The sequence below is a fragment of the Duncaniella sp. genome, from assembly GCF_029056165.1.
GTDB lineage: Bacteria > Bacteroidota > Bacteroidia > Bacteroidales > Muribaculaceae > Duncaniella.
In genome coordinates, this window is sequence record NZ_JAIDBW010000053.1 from 1 (window position 1) to 16725 (window position 16725).

A 16725-nucleotide genomic window follows, 5' to 3' on the forward strand; every position below is an offset into this window, starting at 1 on the left:
GGACACGCTCATGGTCAGCGGAGTATATCGGACAAATCAGCCTGAGTTTGACAACGCCATGATCTATCTTCCGCTCCACAGTGCCCGTGAACTTCTTGACTATACCACCGAAGGGACGGCCGTTGAGATAGCCATAGAGCCGGGACACGATGTCGGTCACGTCGTCAAGGCGATTGAAAGCAGACTTGGGGAATCATATATTGTGGCAGACCGCCTCAGACAGGAGTCACACTCCTTCCGCATGATAGCCATCGAGAAATGGATTACTTTCCTTATGCTCGTGTTCGTCCTCGTCATGGCCTCGTTCAATATCCTGTCATCCCTCGCCATGCTCATAATAGAAAAGGAGGAAAGTCTGCGCATACTCAGCGCGGTAGGTGCGCCGGATTCGATGCTTCGGCGTATATTTCTTGATCAGGGCTTGCTCGTGGCTCTTGCCGGAGGTGCTGCGGGTATCGTGACAGGTGTGATCCTCTGTCTTGTTCAGGAACATTTCGGCATCATCACGCTCGGAGGTGACCATTCGCAGATGTCCATCGTCACCTATCCCTGTGTCCTCGAATTTACCGATGTGCTCGTGACCGCCGGAGTCGTTGTGGTTATCGGTTGTATTTCCGGATTCATAGCCTCGCGCAGTGTCCGCCCTCCCTTCGGTAGATGAACTGTGGATTATGGATAAAAATCAAGGTGGTGAAGTTTGGCTATTGATAATAAATTTCGTAATTTAGCAGTCATAAAAATTTGTGTTATCAAACCTCAGGCATTTTATTAAAAGATCAGATCATGTCAACACCAACCAACCATAGATATTGCGTCATCATGTGTGGCGGAGTGGGAAGCCGTTTCTGGCCCTATTCACGAGAGGACTGTCCGAAGCAGTTCATCGACTTCCTCGGCACGGGACGTTCGTTGCTCCAGATGTCTTATGACCGCGTTCTTCCGATAGTACCCAAGGAAAATGTCATAGTGGTTACAAATGAAAAATACGCTCCCCTCATCCGTGAGCAGTTGCCCGATGTGCTCCCCTCCAACATCCTTCTTGAACCAGCACGCCGCAACACCGCTCCCTGTATCGCATGGGCGGCCTACCATATAGCGGCTCTTGATCCCGAAGCGTCAATGATTGTCACTCCGAGTGACCACCTGATCACACGCGAAAACATCTTCCTCGACTGTGTGCGCCGTGGCTTTGAGTTTGTGGAGTCAAATGACGCGCTTCTTACTCTCGGAATCACACCCACACGTCCCGAAACCGGCTACGGTTACATTCAGGTCGGTCAGGAAGCTGAACCCGGCATACTGAAGGTGAAGACATTCACCGAAAAGCCGAATCTTGAGCTTGCGAAAGTGTTCCTTGAGTCAGGTGAGTTCTTCTGGAATTCAGGAATCTTCCTTTGGAAAGCATCGACGATCATTGATGCGCTCCATAAATACAATCCCGATCTTACGGCTCTCTTTGACCGTGGAAAGGCCGACTTCGGCACTCCGGAAGAAGAGGCGTTCATAAAGGCCAACTTCATTGCATGTCCCTCCAACTCGATTGACTATGCGGTGATGGAGAAGGCCGACAATGTCTATGTGGAGTGTGTCAGCTTCGGGTGGAACGATCTCGGAACTTGGAGCGCGCTCTATGACAATTCGCCCCGCAACAGCGACAGCAATGTGACGCAGAACTGCAGCGTCCTCGCATACGAGAGCAAGGGTAACATCTTTGCTGTCCAGCAGCCCGATAAACTCGTCGTGGTCCACGGGCTGAAGGATTATATCATAGCCGACGCAGGCGATGTGCTCCTTATCTGTCCCAAGGCCGAGGAACAGCGGATCAAGCAGATGGTCAACGACGCCAAGATTTCGTTTGGCGATAAATATCTCTGAAACAACAACCGATACACACAATAGCCTTACGATCAATATGCAGGAATACAAACTCACTCCCCAAGAAGAGGATGCCTATGTGGAGCAGCAGTTCCGCGATCTGCTTGACGGCTACCTCGCCAGTAACCACCGTAAGAAAGTGGAGATCATAGAGCGTGCCTTTCGCTTTGCAAAGGATGCTCACAAGGGAGTGCGCCGACGGTCCGGCGAGCCTTACATACTCCATCCTATCGCCGTCGCCAAGATCGCGTCGCAGGAGATAGGTCTGGGATCGACATCCATCTGTGCCGCGCTTCTCCACGATGTGGTGGAGGATACGGAATATACCGTGGAGGATATCGAGCAGCATTTCGGTCGTAAGATAGCACGTATAGTCGAGGGTCTGACAAAAATTTCCGGAGGTATCTTCGGCGACAAGGCTTCGGCTCAGGCTGAGAATTTCCGCAAGCTGCTGCTTACCATGAGCGAGGACATACGCGTGGTGTTGATAAAGATGGCCGACCGTCTCCACAACATGCGCACCCTCGGTTCGATGGCTCCTAATAAGCAGTACAAGATTGCGGGCGAGACCCTCTACATCTACGCTCCGCTTGCCCATCGCCTCGGACTTTTCGAAATCAAGACCGAACTGGAGGATCTCAGCTTCAAGTATGAGCACCCCGGTGAGTACAGGCGCATAGCCGACCTGATCTCACAGACCGAGGCCGGACGTGAGGTGGTCTATAATGATTTCGCCACTCCTATCCTGAAGCGTCTCGACGCCATGGGGCTTGACTATGAGGCCAAGGCCCGGTTGAAGTCCGTCTATTCCATCTGGCGCAAGATGGAGACCAAACACATACCCTTCGAGGAGGTCTATGACCTTTATGCCATGCGTATCATCTTTGATGTGCCGGAAGGAGAGTCCGAAAAGGAGATGTGTTTCAAGATCTACTCTGCGTTGACCGATCTGTACCGTCCGCATCCTGACCGCACGCGTGATTGGATTACAAATCCTAAGGCCAACGGTTATCAGGCTCTCCACGTGACCCTCATGGGCCCTGACGGAAACTGGATCGAGGTGCAGATCCGCAGCCGCCGCATGGACGAGATTGCTGAAAAGGGTTTTGCCGCGCATTGGAAATATAAGATAGGCGAGCATGAGGAGGAGAGTGAACTCAATGTTTGGCTGAAAACCATCAAGGATATACTTGATGATCCTACTCCGAGTGCCATTGACTTCCTCGACACACTGAAACTCAACCTGTTTGCCACGGAAATCGTGGTGTTCACGCCCAAGGGTGAACTCCTTACGCTTCCAGCCGGTGCGACTGTGCTCGACGTGGCGTTTTCGCTCCACTCTGAAATCGGTATCCACTGCATAGCCGGTAAAGTCAACCATAAACTTGTCCCGCTCTCTCATCGTCTCAATTCTGGTGATCAGGTGGAGGTCCTCACCTCCAATTCGCAGTCTCCGAAACCGGAATGGATGAATTTTCTCGCCACCGCAAAGGCCAAAACCCGTCTCCGCAAGGAATTGCGCCGTGTGCAGCAGCCTGTAATCGAGGAAGGAAAGAAGATCTTCGATGAATTCATGGTGCAGAACGACATTATTGTCAATAACAGCGTTATGACAAAGATCCTCGGAACGTATCATGTAGCCTCGCGCGAAGAACTTTTCTATAAGCTCGGCAGCGGAGAGGTGTCGATCGACGATTATCTAAACGTCAATACCTCGCGTGGTGCGCGTTCGCTCGTGTCGCGTCTCTTCCGTCTCGGCTTCGGTGGTGATAATAAGAAAATGAAGGTCAAGAAGCTCCTTTCTGCGACCGAGGAAACCGGGGCTGATAAGCCTAAACAACCGGAAATAAACACAAAGGAAACATACGTCCTGCGATTCAACGAGCAGGAGAGTAATTTCTCTTTCGCCGAGTGCTGCCGTCCGATACCCGGCGATGAAGTGATGGGATTCATCACGGATGAGGGCACGGTCGAGGTGCATTCGCTCACATGTCCGCGTGCACAGGTGCTCAAGGCCAGCTTCGGTCCACGGATTCTCGCCACCAAGTGGGATGAGGTTACAGGAAGCTTCCTTGCCAACATACGCATCGAGGGCATTGACCGCCACGGTATCCTTCAGGAACTCACCCGCATGATCTCTACCGCGCTCAATATCGACATCCGTCGTCTGAACATTGCGGCCGACAAGGAAGTGTTTACCTGCGAGCTTGATGTGCTTGTTTCAAACACCGAGGCTGTCGATGAACTCTGTAAGAGCATCATAAAGATCGAAGGTGTCAGCAAGGCCGACCGCGTCCGCTCCTATGAGAAATAAGATTTCCTATCGAGGAAGTTGCGTGATAACTTTAAATGATGGCGATGGATGGATTTCGTATTCAAGAGTTTTATAAGAGATTTCCAATCCTCTTGTGGCTTATCCTGCTGTTTGCAGCCCTTGGATCTGTCGCGGACATAATTGAGTATTATTCCAATCTCCCGTCACGGGTAGTTAATATCTTATGTATTGTGGCCGTAGCTGTGTCTAAGGCTACGGTACTGACAGGTCTATATGTTTTTTTGAAACGGTTTAATTGGCTGTATTATTTGACTATAGCTGTCATTATCGTATTCATACTGCTGTCACTTGTCAACGGACTTTCCACTCTTCTATACGGATTTGGAATATCGCGGAAAATGTTGACCATTCTTGCCGAGACGAATGCTGGTGAGGTGCATGAATTTCTTCCCGGACTTGCTGTCAGATTTAGGGAAATGCTGTTTTCATGGAAAACTTTCTGTGTCCTTTTGGGCTGGGTTGTTTTCGTGTATGCCGTTATAGCTATTCCGAAGCGGTTATTTTGTATGTTTGTGGTCGGTGTCTCATTTGTAGGGATCGGCTATTTTGGATATGTCAGCCTGACATCTTCATGGGGGAGGACTAATTACATAGTCTGTATGAGGACTTATAGATCGGTATCTGGAGTATTGAGAAACATGAGTAAGGTCCGGGAACTTAAAGCTGTTCCACGCGTGTTTCCGGATGCTGAGAGCCTGAGCTCCGCCCATCTGATAGATAAACTTGTGGTTGTCATAGGGGAGTCAGCCTCCCGCGATCATCTCGCAGTTTATGGCTATCCATTGCCTACCACTCCGGAACTGGAAGCCAGATCTTCTGACCTGATCCTGTTTAATAATGCTGTGGCATCTTCCACTTCAACTGCCGAGAATATGCCCCGTCTTCTTTCATTCATGACAGATGAACCGACTGAAAAAGAGTGGTATGATTATCCGACTGTCATACAGGTAGCCCGGTTGTCCGGTTATCGTACATACTGGTTGTCCAATCAGGAGCGTACTGGCGAATGGTCTAATCTCTCAGGGATTCTTTCCATGGATGCTGATGTGGTTAAATATGTTGGAGCTGAGGATTCTGAAGATCATCTGCTTTCCAAGTATGACGAGGTTCTGTTGCCAATTTTATCAGACGCGATTGCTGCGGACGATTCATTGCAGGTGATATTTCTGCATCTGATGGGTTCGCATATACAGTATGAAAATCGCGTTCCCCCCTCAATGTATAAATTTAAGTATGATGACATTCTGAAAACCACCCCGCGTGAGTGGTTGGATAAGCGTAGTGCCGGTGTGGTTGCGGCCTACGATAATTCGATCCTCTATACTGACAGTATTTTAGGTGTGGTGATGGATATGGTTGATTCTGTCGGAAAACCTGCGGTAATGGTCTATTTGTCTGATCACGGCGAGAATGTCTATGATGACCGTAAGTATAATGGGCGTGATCCAAAATTCACGGAAGTCCCTTTCATCATATATATGAACGTCCTTTGCCGAAATGCTAATCCAATTTTGGCCGAGGAGATGAGAGATGCCCGTTCACGAAAATTCTCGACTTCAGAGTTGCCGCAGATGATAATGCACCTTACGGGTACGCGCCACGCGCTTTATGATTCTGTAAGAGATCCTCTTTCATCATTTTTCAGAGAGAGACCGCGTTATGTAGATGGGAAGCCATTCGGATCGGAATGATAGTTTCTGGGATGGACATTGGGATTTTTTACAGTTGAAGCCACGTTATCTGCTAAAAATGTCGTAACTTTGCGGACGGGAAATAGTGCGTCCCATAAACTTCATAATCCATCAACCGCATGCGACAGTCTAAGCGCGCCGTTCTCATTCTTGAAGACGGCACAACGTTTGAAGGGAAATCCTTTGGCTATGAAGCCTCTACTGCCGGTGAAGTGGTGTTCAACACTGCTATGATCGGCTATCCCGAAAGTTTGACCGACCCATCATACGAAGGTCAGATACTGGTAACTACCTATCCGATTCTCGGAAATTACGGCGTCCCGCCACGCCGCGAGAAAGACGACGTCAGTGAGTATTACGAAAGCGACAACATCCATTGCAAGGCCATCGTGGCTCAGGATTATTCCTTCGATCACTCCCACTGGCAGGCAGACCGCTCCCTTGCCCAATGGCTCAAGGAAGAAAAAATACCCGGAATTTACGGCATCGACACACGTCAGCTGACCAAGCATCTCCGCGAACACGGTTCAATGCTCGGAAAGATTATAATTGACGGCTGTGACGATGTCGATTTTTATGATCCCAATCTTGAAAATCTTGTCGGGAAAGTTAGCTGCAAGGAAGTGGAGACCCACGGAAGCGGTGACAAGACTGTGGTGCTCGTGGATTGCGGTGTCAAGCACAACATTATCCGTTGTCTGACCCGCCGGGGCGTCAAGGTGATCCGTGTGCCTTGGAACTATGATTTCAACACCATTCCTTACGACGGTCTTTTCATCTCCAACGGTCCGGGCAACCCCGATATGGCCGAGGAGACTGTGGTCAATATCCGCAAGGCAATGGAAAACGGCAAACCTATCTGCGGTATCTGCATGGGCAATCAGCTTCTCGCAAAAGCGGCTGGTGCAAAGACCTATAAACTGAAATACGGTCACCGAAGCCACAACCAGCCCGTGCGTCTTGCCGGAACTGAGAAATGTTTCATCACATCCCAGAACCACGGTTTCGCCGTCGATAGCGAGACTCTGCCCGCTGACTGGGAACCCCTCTTTATAAATATGAACGACGGTACTAACGAAGGTATCCGCCACAAGTCGAAACCGTATTTTTCCGCACAGTTCCATCCGGAGGCAAGTTCCGGACCGAAGGACACGGAATTTCTTTTCGACGAGTTTATCAAAATGCTTTAACGTCATCCCTTCAGGTAATTATTCACCATGCGTAACGAGAACATCAAGAAAGTATTGCTGCTTGGTAGCGGCGCGTTGAAAATCGGTGAGGCCGGTGAGTTCGACTACTCCGGTTCGCAGGCTCTCAAAGCCATGAAGGAGGAGGGGATCACGACCGTCCTCATAAACCCCAATATCGCCACCGTCCAGACATCCGAAGGTTTTGCCGATAAGATCTACTTCCTGCCGGTGACACCTTATTTTGTTGAAAAGGTAATCCGTAAGGAGAAGCCTGACGGTATTCTGCTTGCATTCGGCGGTCAGACCGCGCTCAACTGCGGTGTGGAGCTTTATCGTTCCGGAGTGCTTGAAAAGTATGGGGTCGAGGTGCTGGGCACCCCTGTGCAGGCTATCATGGACACCGAGGACCGTGAGCTTTTCGTAAAGAAACTCGATGAGATCGACGTCAAGACCATCAAGAGCGAGGCTGTCAACTCTATTGAGGATGCCAAACACGCCGCCGCTACTCTCGGCTATCCCGTGATTGTCCGTGCGGCCTACGCGCTCGGCGGTCTCGGCAGCGGTTTCTGTGACAATGAGGAGGAGCTCGTATCCCTCGTGGAGAAAGCTCTCGCATTCTCTCCGCAGGTTCTTGTGGAGAAATCACTCAAAGGCTGGAAGGAGGTCGAGTATGAGGTTGTCCGTGACCGTTATGACAACTGTATCACCGTCTGCAATATGGAAAACTTCGACCCGCTGGGAATCCATACCGGTGAGTCCATCGTCGTAGCCCCCTCGCAGACCCTCTCAAACGAAGATTATCACATGCTGCGCAAGCTTGCCATAAAGATCATACGCCACATCGGCATCGTCGGCGAATGTAACGTGCAGTATGCTTTTGACCCGACTTCGATGGACTATCGTGTCATCGAGGTCAACGCCCGTCTCAGCCGTTCATCCGCACTCGCCTCGAAGGCTACCGGTTATCCTTTGGCATTTGTCGCGGCCAAACTCGGTCTCGGCTACGGTCTCTTTGACCTCCGTAACTCAGTCACCAAGGAAACGTCGGCGTTTTTCGAACCCGCGCTTGACTATATCGTCTGCAAGATCCCCCGCTGGGATCTCGGTAAATTCCACGGTGTGCGTCGCGAGATCGGTTCATCCATGAAATCAGTCGGCGAGGTCATGGCCATCGGACGTACTTTCGAGGAAGTGATTCAGAAAGGCCTGCGTATGATCGGTCAGGGTATGCACGGATTTGTGGGAAATAATCAGCGCGATCTTCCGGATCTGGAACATGCCCTCAAGGAACCCACCGACAAGCGTATCCTTGCCATTGCACAAGCTTTGTTCAAGGGCTACACGGTTGATCAGATCCATGATCTCACTAAGATCGACAAATGGTTTCTCTTCAAACTTCAGAATATTATCAACACCGCACGCGAGCTGCGTGACTATGATAAACTTGAGTCACTCCCCGAATCCCTGCTGCGTCAGGCAAAGGAACAGGGCTTCAGTGACTTCCAGATCGCCCGTGAGATCTATCAGGATCGCCTTACAGAGCCTGAAAAGGCACTCCTTGATGTCCGTGCCTTCCGTAAGAAGCTCGGCATCCTTCCGGTGGTCAAGCAGATCGACACTCTTGCAGCTGAATATCCTGCACAGACCAATTACCTCTATCTCACCTACAACGGCCGTGAGAACGACGTTAAGTATCTCCACGACCACCGTTCGATCGTGGTTCTCGGTTCGGGTGCTTACCGCATCGGATCGTCCGTAGAGTTTGACTGGTGTTCGGTCAACGCACTCCTTACCGTCAAGAAAGAAGGCTGGCGTTCGGTGATGATCAACTATAATCCGGAGACTGTCTCCACTGACTATGATATTTGTGACCGCCTCTATTTCGATGAGCTGACATTCGAACGCGTCATGGACATCCTTGACCTCGAACAGCCTCACGGCACAATTCTCTCGGTCGGCGGTCAGATCCCCAACAACCTTGCGACACGTCTTGACGCTCAACACATCAACATCCTCGGAACGACCGCGCAAAGCATCGACAATGCCGAGGATCGCAACAAGTTCTCGGCCATGCTTGACCGTCTCGGTATCGACCAGCCCCGCTGGCGTGAGCTTACGAGCCTCGAAGACATCAACGAGTTCATCGATGAGGTAGGCTTCCCCGTGCTTGTCCGTCCGAGCTACGTGCTTTCAGGTGCCGCAATGAATGTCTGTCACAATCAGGAGCAGCTGACACGCTTCCTCCAGCTTGCGGCCAACGTATCCAAGCAGCATCCGGTGGTGGTGTCACAGTTCATCTCCGGAGCAAAGGAAATCGAGATGGATGCCGTGGCGCAGGACGGCGAGATAGTCGCATACGCCATTTCCGAGCACATCGAATATGCCGGTGTCCACTCAGGCGACGCAACCATCCAGTTCCCCCCCCAGAAGCTCTATGTCGAGACCATGCGCCGCATCCGTAAGATCTCGCGTCAGATTGCCAAGGCTCTCAATATCTCTGGTCCGTTCAATATCCAGTTCCTCGCCAAGAACAACGATATCAAGGTGATCGAGTGTAACCTGCGTGCATCCCGAAGCTTCCCCTTCGTTTCAAAGGTGCTCAAGATCAATTTCATCGATCTCGCTACCCGCGTCATGCTCGGTCTGCCGGTCGAGAAGCCTTCGAAGAGTGCTTTCGACCTCGATTATGTGGGCATAAAGGCATCGCAGTTCAGCTTCTCGCGTCTGCAGGGTGCTGACCCCGTCCTCGGTGTCGATATGGCTTCGACTGGTGAGGTGGGCTGCATCGGTGTCGATTCATCTGAAGCTCTCATCAAGGCCATGATTTCTGTCGGTAACCGCATTCCATCCAAGGCCGTCCTGATGTCAACCGGTACTCCCAAGCAGAAAGCCGACCTCCTTGATGCCGCTCATGAACTTTCCAATCGCGGATATACCATCTACGCTACCGGTGGCACGCATACCTACCTCAATGACAACGGTATCCCGGCTATCCGCGTTTATTGGCCGTCGCAGCCCGACATGCAGCCGCAGGCCATCGAACTGCTCCATGACCACAAGGTGGATATGGTGATCAATATTCCCAAGAACTTCTCGACCACCGAGCTTACCAACGGTTACAAGATACGCCGTGCGGCCATCGACCTCAACATCCCGCTGATGACCAACGCCCGTCTGGCCTCGGCATATATCGATGCGTTCACAACCCATCCGCTCGATGATATCGAGATCAAGAGCTGGGACGAGTATTGAGTCGGGACTCTGTAGTGATAGCTCTTTTAATGCTTAACTAATCATTAAAATTCTTAGCTTTTACAAAATACAAGAAATTTTAAACGGCCTCTTGTTGCAAAGCCTGCGGAGATTTTGTAAATTTGCCTTCGCATTTATGCAAAATCATCAATTCGCCTCAACAAGGCCAAAACTAAGGTGAAAATTTCAACCAAACATTAATTATAGACTATGAAGATTGAAAAAATTATCGGTCGTGAAGTCCTTGACTCACGCGGCAACCCCACTGTAGAAGTTGATGTAACCCTCGAATCAGGCGCATTCGGTCGCGCTTCTGTTCCCTCTGGTGCTTCTACCGGTGTAAACGAAGCTCTTGAGCTCCGTGACGGTGACAAGTCTCGTTACATGGGCAAAGGTGTTCAGAAGGCTGTTGCCAACGTGAACGGTCCTATCGCTGACGCTCTCAAGGGTATGAGTGCTCTCGATCAGATCAAGATCGACGAGACCATGATCGCACTTGACGGTACTGAAACCAAGTCAAACCTCGGTGCAAACGCTATCCTCGGCGTATCTCTCGCCGTTGCAAAGGCTGCTGCCAACTATCTCGACCTTCCCCTCTACAAATACATCGGTGGCTGCAACAGCTACGTGCTCCCCGTTCCCATGATGAACATCATCAACGGTGGTGCTCACTCTGACGCTCCCATCTGCTTCCAAGAATTCATGATCCGTCCCATCGGCGCATGCTGCTTCAAGGAAGGTATCCGCATGGGCACTGAAGTGTTCCACAACCTCAAGAAAGTTCTCCATGACCGCGGTCTCTCTACAGCAGTAGGTGACGAGGGTGGTTTCGCTCCCGCACTCGACGGAACTGAGGACGCTCTCAACGTTATCATCAAGGCTATCGAGGCTGCAGGCTATGTTCCCGGTAAGGACGTGACCATCGGTCTTGACTGCGCTTCTTCTGAGTTCTACAAGGACGGCAAGTATGACTACACTTGGAAGCAGGGTGCCGACGCTCCCCGTTACACTTCTGAGGAGCAGGCCAAGTACCTTCAGGAACTCGTCAACGCATATCCTATCGACTCTATCGAGGACGGTATGGCAGAAGGCGACTGGGAAGGCTGGAAGATCCTTACCGATCTCATCGGCGACCGTTGCCAGCTCGTAGGTGACGACCTCTTCGTGACCAACGTTAAGTACCTCGAAAAGGGTATCGAGATGGGTTGCGCTAACTCAATCCTCGTTAAGGTTAACCAGATTGGTTCACTCACCGAGACCCTCCGCGCCGTTGAACTCGCTCAGCGTAACAACTACACTGCTGTCATCTCTCACCGTTCAGGCGAGACTGAGGACGCTACTATCGCTGACATCGCAGTTGCTACCAACGCCGGACAGATCAAGACCGGTTCTGCAAGCCGTTCTGACCGTATGGCCAAGTACAACCAGCTCCTCCGCATCGAAGAGGAACTCGGTGCTGCTGCAAAGTACGGCTATGGCAAAAAGACCAAGCGTCCTGAGTAATCATCGCGCCTGATCCGAATCAGCCAATGATCCGAGGCTAACAAAGCCTTGACATCATAAAAAAAGCAAAACCCAAAGGGGACATACTGAGCTATTATGGCTCGCTATGTCCCCTTTGAATTTTTGGTGCTTCACCGCCCTCTATAAAGTTACCCCCATTTGAAGAAGGTCTCTACGGCTTGATGGGAAATAATACCAATAAAACCCACGCACCTTTGTGGACAATTCAGTCTGCAAAGGTGCGTGGGTTTTATTGGATTGTAGTCTGAGCTATGTCAGAATTCTTACTTGGCGATTTTAAGAGTGTAGTTCATACCCGGAACTGTGGAAGTTTCGAGATCTGAATTTGCCATTGTAATGGTCGAGTCAGAATCGATGATGAAATACTGTACGGCATCTGCTGTACTGGCTGATGAATCCTTGTCCTTGACAAGCTTCAGATAAGTCTTGTCGCCCTGCTTTCCGATGGTGAAATCACCTTCGCTTGCAAAGCTTGCAATGTCGGAATATCCAATAGCACTTGTTGAGTCAGACTGGATATAGGTTTCCAGAAGCTGAAAATCGCCCTCGGCACCGGCATCGTCGTAGTCAAGGAAGACAGTGTAACGGATACCGTCGCAGTCAGCTGCGGGAATTATACCTGTATATGCTGCTTCTTTACCATTGTCCTTGGTGCAAGTTGAACCGTTACAGCTACCGTTGTTTGAACAAGCTGCGAGAGAAAGCATTGCCATAGCGGCAGCTCCCATTAAAATTGATTTCTTCATATCCTTTGAATCTTTTATTGTTTTTTAATATAAACAAAAGGACTGAAGGAAAAGTTTAAAACCAGATGATTGATTTTTAACCGATGACTTCTGATTCCTGTCTGATTATGGACAATAAGTGCAATACAGGTATAAGAGGGAATGCCTCCTCATCCTTATGGCCTACTCTTTACTATCATTTAGCGGAGGATTGTCGGCTATGAAATTTTCATAAAAGAGTAGGGCGGTGGATGGATTGTCGAGCAATTCTTTCCTGTGAGCTTTCGCATCTTTACCTTTGTGATAGTATTCCTCCCATGCTTTCTTGAGTTCGGGATATTTCTTATTCAGATAATACCTCAGTAGTGTGTCATTGAACCTGCCATTTACCGCTATAATGAATGCGGCTGGCGCACCTTTGAATTTTACACCTGTCGCGGGCACGAGTCTGCTTGTACTGTTCTGTCCACCGGTTGACTCCCATACGTCCCAACTCAGGATGGAGCCGCTGTCACGACGGTTGAGTTGCCATACGAATCCGCGGATGTAGTTTAACGCTTTAAACATTTTTGGCGCATTTATTATCTCCGAAATGCAGACGGAGCCGTCAGGGTAGGCTTCAGTCGGTTCTAAGAATCTGTATTCCCTGACCTCAGATGCGCTGTAGCGTTTTGTCTCGCCACCTTTAAGCTCAGATCCGACGTTGATGTACTGACGCAGTGAACCAGTTTTTGAGAAAAGATTTTTCAGACCTGTTTTCAGGTCGTTGTGTATGTAACCGGTTATGGTATCGCCGTTAGCCAGCACTACTTGAACGTGGTAGTCGTCAGGATCTTTTTCGGCAAATGCTGTGAAGCATGTCGCTACGGCGATGAAAAGAGAAATGAGCTGTTTGGCTGTCATGGTTATATTGATTTAGTTTAGGTTATATGATTGATTTTACAGCTTTTCAGGATTGTAGTTTACGAGACTTCTCAGGATCTTGTCACGCCTGCCTTTGGCCTTGCTTATATAAATGGATAATGCGGGGTCATCGGCTACCAGTGATTCGAGTTGTGTAAGCATTTTCTTGTCAACCCTTTTGTCCGGCTGACCGAACTCATATATCTTTCCGTCCTTGATGACGAGCATCTTGCATTTGCCATACATCCATAGTCCGCCGTTTCCGCCACAACGATAGCCTTTAGGAGCATAGCAGCAGACTGAAATGTAGGGGCTATGCTCGGCTTCGAAACACCAGCCGTATTCCTTGATGAACCTGAATTTGTGGGGATGGTCAGGTGCTGTCTTTGACCATACTATAAGGGAGTCAACCGTCTCAGGTTCAATGGTCCGTATGATCCTGTTGTTGCCGGTATAGGCATCGGAGATTATACGCAGTTCCTTTTTCTTTTTCTGAAGACCGACACACAAATTGCCGTCGGCAATTATGGAGTCGCCTGAGTTAAGATATACGCTCCCGTATAATGCGGGATAAATCTTCTTTGTGTCAGCCGTCATATAGAAACATACCGCCAGACATAAAACTGTGAAGATTCTCGATAATCTGAAAAAGTTAGCCGGATAGAGTCTTTTCATATCTTGTCGTTTGTGGATTGATCCCATTAAAAGTGGCTGTGTCAGAATTTATCCATTTTGACACGGCAGCCTGCATTTCTGTCGGCAAAGATATGAGAATATAAGGATAGCGGATGTGACATTTGTCACATTAGCTGTGCTGCTGTTCTTTTAGGATAGCTTCCCTGATCCTGTGGAGCTGACGGTAGGATATATTAAGATAGGAAGCTATCTCTGCAAGAGGGACAAGTTGTGTGATCCGGGGGAAGCGTCCGATGAGCTGACGGTAACGTTCGATCGGTGTAAAGCGGTAGTCGTTAAGGATATGATTGTAGGCTTGGTCGAACAATGCTTGGGCAAAGCAGATGTTGAGAGTCGGGTCGTAAGCAAGTCTTTTCCTGATTATTTCAGCCGGAATCACCAACACTTCAGAATCTTCGAGGGCGATAATGTCAGTCTGCATTGGTCGTCCGAGCATTGCGCTCTGATAGTTGGCGAGTACCGATCCGTCAAAAACGAAACCGACAGCTTTTGCATTGCCGGCATTGTCGATCAATGAATGTTTGAAACCTCCTGACACTATCCATCCTACCTCCTGAAGCATAGTACCGGTGTGAGTGAAGTAATCGCCACGGCAGTAACTGCGCCGAGTACCGTATTCCTCACAAATCTCTCTCCAAAACGAGAAATCTATCGCATTCTCAAACGAGTTGAACTGTGACATCTTTACGAATATTATTTGAAAAAATTTATGAGTGAAATTACCCGCTGCTTATCAGGTCTCGGCATCTACTTCAGCTCTCAGACGCGACACACAAGCAGGACACCAAGGCTTGGATTTCCGTAATACCGTATGATCCGGAAAGGACGCTGAAAGTAATGATAAAAATAAAAGTCGCTGGATCTCAGCGACTTTTGATTAACATTGGTGGTCCCACTTGGGCTTGAACCAAGGACTCCCTGATTATGAGTCAGGTGCTCTAACCAACTGAGCTATAGGACCTTACGCGGTTGCGTAGCTTGGAAGTGTTAACGGTGTGCTTTGCACACTCTGACTTTTAGCGATGCAAAGGTAGATATTTTTTTCATTCCTGACAATAGACAGCGAATATTTTTTTTGCTCCAAAAGATATTTTTTCTTAGGTTGGGTTGACATTATAATTGGGTTGACATTATAATTGGGTTGACATTATAATTGGGTTAACATTATAATGGAGTTGATATCGTAATTGGGTTGATATTGTGATAGGTTTAGTCAGTTCTAAAGTTTTCCGGTCTTTGTGGGGCTATTTTTGAAAGATTGTCTATTTTTGCACGAGATAATATTTTTCAATTTATCCGGCGATTGAATTATGGATGAAATTTTGAATATATGGCAGGATATGCTTGCCGATGAAGTGATTGAGGGGAAGCGCGAGGTGCTTCAGCGTTTCTTCAAGACCGCTCCGGGAGAATATGGCGAGGGAGACGTGTTTATCGGAGTGCCTGTCCCCGGCGTCCGTAAAGTGTCGCGCCTTATGGCAGATATGCCGTTGGGAGCAGTGCAGGCGATGCTTACGTCAGAAATCCATGAACACCGGCTGTCTGCGCTGCTCGTGCTAGTGGAGCGTTACAGGCGTGCGTGCAAGGCCAAGAAGCGGAATGCACACAGCGGTGCTGATGTCAGCGGTGAGCAGGATGGCTGCAAGGAAATCGTGGACTTTTATCTTGCGAATGCCCGTCGATGCAACAACTGGGATCTTGTGGATCTGAGCGCGCCGAAACTCCTCGGTGACTATGTGGGTGAGTCAGGGAGAACGGATATATTGTTTGATCTGAGCCATTCGGAGAATCTCTGGGAGCAACGTATCGCCATCGTGGCCACATATTCATTGTTAGGTAGGGGTATAGCAGGACCGACAATAGAAATTGCCACATCTTACCTGACACATCCCCACGATCTGATACAGAAAGCTACCGGCTGGATGCTCCGTGAGATGGGCAAGAAGGTCGGGGTTGAGGTCCTGACTGATTTTCTCGACCGCCATGCGGCCCGGATGCCAAGGACAATGCTGCGCTATTCGATAGAAAAACTTCCTGCAGACGTAAGGCGATACTATATGAGCATTCCGCGAGAGAAGTAAACCTACAGAGTAATCACCGTTGCATGTATGAGCTGTTAGACGTAGGCAGAGGCATGATTGTATGGATAAACAGAATGATTTTTGGTCTGTTTTTCGCAAAACTCTAACAATGTTGAAAAATCTTTTAAAAATATTTGCACAGTTCACGCGACATTCATAACTTTGCACTCGCAAAACGGCAGTAACCGCGACGCCAAAGGGCGACAAAATCCGGACGCTGTACGATGCATCTCAAAACCTTGGTGTGGTAGTTCAGCTGGTTAGAATACCTGCCTGTCACGCAGGGGGTCGCGGGTTCGAGTCCCGTCCATACCGCTGAGGAGAGAGGAGAATGAGTAATTGTTTGACTTCGGTCATCATTACTCATTCTTTTTTTTGTACCCGTATCGGACAAGCCGATAGATGCGTCCCTATGTGTGGCCTCTGGATAGGGATGAGGCATGATGAAATAAA

The 16725-nt window shown here is 49.3% G+C and carries 12 protein-coding genes and 2 tRNA genes; 9 read left to right on the forward strand and 5 right to left on the reverse strand.

The window, feature by feature from the left end:
* The 7 genes from K2G41_RS11285 to eno form a co-directional block, all read left to right on the forward strand.
* Positions 1 to 661: FtsX-like permease family protein (locus tag K2G41_RS11285; protein WP_366145426.1), on the forward strand; the 661-nt coding region annotated here is incomplete at its 5' end.
* 122 nt (positions 662 to 783) lie between these two features.
* A complete protein-coding gene (locus tag K2G41_RS11290) occupies positions 784 to 1875 on the forward strand; it encodes a mannose-1-phosphate guanylyltransferase (RefSeq protein ID WP_300118254.1) in 1092 nt (363 codons plus the stop codon).
* Between the two features lie 37 nt (positions 1876 to 1912).
* A complete protein-coding gene (locus K2G41_RS11295) occupies positions 1913 to 4189 on the forward strand; it encodes a RelA/SpoT family protein (protein ID WP_300118256.1) in 2277 nt (758 codons plus the stop codon).
* 659 nt (positions 4190 to 4848) lie between these two features.
* Entirely contained in the window at positions 4849 to 5901 is a 1053-nt protein-coding gene (locus K2G41_RS11300; protein ID WP_300118258.1) for a phosphoethanolamine transferase, read from the forward strand.
* A 119-nt stretch (positions 5902 to 6020) separates the two neighbouring features.
* Entirely contained in the window at positions 6021 to 7091 is a 1071-nt protein-coding gene (gene carA / locus K2G41_RS11305; RefSeq protein ID WP_300118260.1) for a glutamine-hydrolyzing carbamoyl-phosphate synthase small subunit, read from the forward strand.
* Between the two features lie 27 nt (positions 7092 to 7118).
* Complete coding sequence (gene carB / locus K2G41_RS11310; protein WP_300118262.1) at positions 7119 to 10343, forward strand: carbamoyl-phosphate synthase (glutamine-hydrolyzing) large subunit; 3225 nt, start codon at positions 7119 to 7121, stop codon at positions 10341 to 10343.
* 210 nt (positions 10344 to 10553) lie between these two features.
* On the forward strand, positions 10554 to 11846 hold the full coding sequence (eno, locus tag K2G41_RS11315; protein WP_300118264.1) for a phosphopyruvate hydratase: 1293 nt from the start codon (positions 10554 to 10556) through the stop codon (positions 11844 to 11846).
* Between the two features lie 284 nt (positions 11847 to 12130).
* Here eno and K2G41_RS11320 read toward each other — a convergent pair whose 3' ends face one another.
* The 5 genes from K2G41_RS11320 to K2G41_RS11340 all read right to left on the reverse strand — a co-directional run bounded on the left by K2G41_RS11320 (position 12131) and on the right by K2G41_RS11340 (position 15152).
* Positions 12131 to 12613: a copper resistance protein NlpE N-terminal domain-containing protein gene (locus K2G41_RS11320; protein ID WP_300118266.1), complete on the reverse strand. Its 483-nt coding sequence runs from the start codon at positions 12611 to 12613 to the stop codon at positions 12131 to 12133.
* Positions 12614 to 12775: 162 nt separating this feature from the next.
* A complete protein-coding gene (locus K2G41_RS11325) occupies positions 12776 to 13495 on the reverse strand; it encodes a hypothetical protein (protein WP_300118268.1) in 720 nt (239 codons plus the stop codon).
* A gap of 36 nt (positions 13496 to 13531) precedes the next feature.
* Positions 13532 to 14170 carry a hypothetical protein gene (locus K2G41_RS11330; protein WP_300118270.1) on the reverse strand — a complete coding sequence of 213 codons (639 nt, stop codon included), beginning with the start codon at positions 14168 to 14170 and terminating at the stop codon, positions 13532 to 13534.
* 130 nt (positions 14171 to 14300) lie between these two features.
* Entirely contained in the window at positions 14301 to 14873 is a 573-nt protein-coding gene (locus K2G41_RS11335; protein WP_300118273.1) for a Crp/Fnr family transcriptional regulator, read from the reverse strand.
* Positions 14874 to 15075: 202 nt separating this feature from the next.
* A tRNA-Ile gene (locus K2G41_RS11340) sits at positions 15076 to 15152 on the reverse strand.
* Between the two features lie 349 nt (positions 15153 to 15501).
* On the opposite strand from K2G41_RS11340, the gene K2G41_RS11345 reads away from it, so the two are divergent.
* Both K2G41_RS11345 and K2G41_RS11350 read left to right on the forward strand, forming a co-directional pair.
* Positions 15502 to 16272, forward strand: coding sequence for a DNA alkylation repair protein (locus tag K2G41_RS11345; protein WP_300118275.1), 771 nt, complete (start codon positions 15502 to 15504; stop codon positions 16270 to 16272).
* 241 nt (positions 16273 to 16513) lie between these two features.
* A tRNA-Asp gene (locus tag K2G41_RS11350) sits at positions 16514 to 16587 on the forward strand.
* The last annotated feature ends 138 nt before the right edge of the window (positions 16588 to 16725 follow it).

What these genes read in the sequence shown, in the direction of transcription:
- K2G41_RS11300 (WP_300118258.1), top strand. Translation starts at nt 4,849, where the DNA reads ATGAGTAAGGTCCGGGAACTTAAAGCTGTTCCACGCGTGTTTCCGGAT.
- K2G41_RS11330 (WP_300118270.1), bottom strand. Translation starts at nt 14,170, where the DNA reads ATGAAAAGACTCTATCCGGCTAACTTTTTCAGATTATCGAGAATCTTC.
- carB (WP_300118262.1), top strand. Translation starts at nt 7,119, where the DNA reads ATGCGTAACGAGAACATCAAGAAAGTATTGCTGCTTGGTAGCGGCGCG.
- carA (WP_300118260.1), top strand. Translation starts at nt 6,021, where the DNA reads ATGCGACAGTCTAAGCGCGCCGTTCTCATTCTTGAAGACGGCACAACG.
- eno (WP_300118264.1), top strand. Translation starts at nt 10,554, where the DNA reads ATGAAGATTGAAAAAATTATCGGTCGTGAAGTCCTTGACTCACGCGGC.
- K2G41_RS11290 (WP_300118254.1), top strand. Translation starts at nt 784, where the DNA reads ATGTCAACACCAACCAACCATAGATATTGCGTCATCATGTGTGGCGGA.
- K2G41_RS11325 (WP_300118268.1), bottom strand. Translation starts at nt 13,495, where the DNA reads ATGACAGCCAAACAGCTCATTTCTCTTTTCATCGCCGTAGCGACATGC.
- K2G41_RS11345 (WP_300118275.1), top strand. Translation starts at nt 15,502, where the DNA reads ATGGATGAAATTTTGAATATATGGCAGGATATGCTTGCCGATGAAGTG.
- K2G41_RS11320 (WP_300118266.1), bottom strand. Translation starts at nt 12,613, where the DNA reads ATGAAGAAATCAATTTTAATGGGAGCTGCCGCTATGGCAATGCTTTCT.
- K2G41_RS11295 (WP_300118256.1), top strand. Translation starts at nt 1,913, where the DNA reads ATGCAGGAATACAAACTCACTCCCCAAGAAGAGGATGCCTATGTGGAG.
- K2G41_RS11335 (WP_300118273.1), bottom strand. Translation starts at nt 14,873, where the DNA reads ATGTCACAGTTCAACTCGTTTGAGAATGCGATAGATTTCTCGTTTTGG.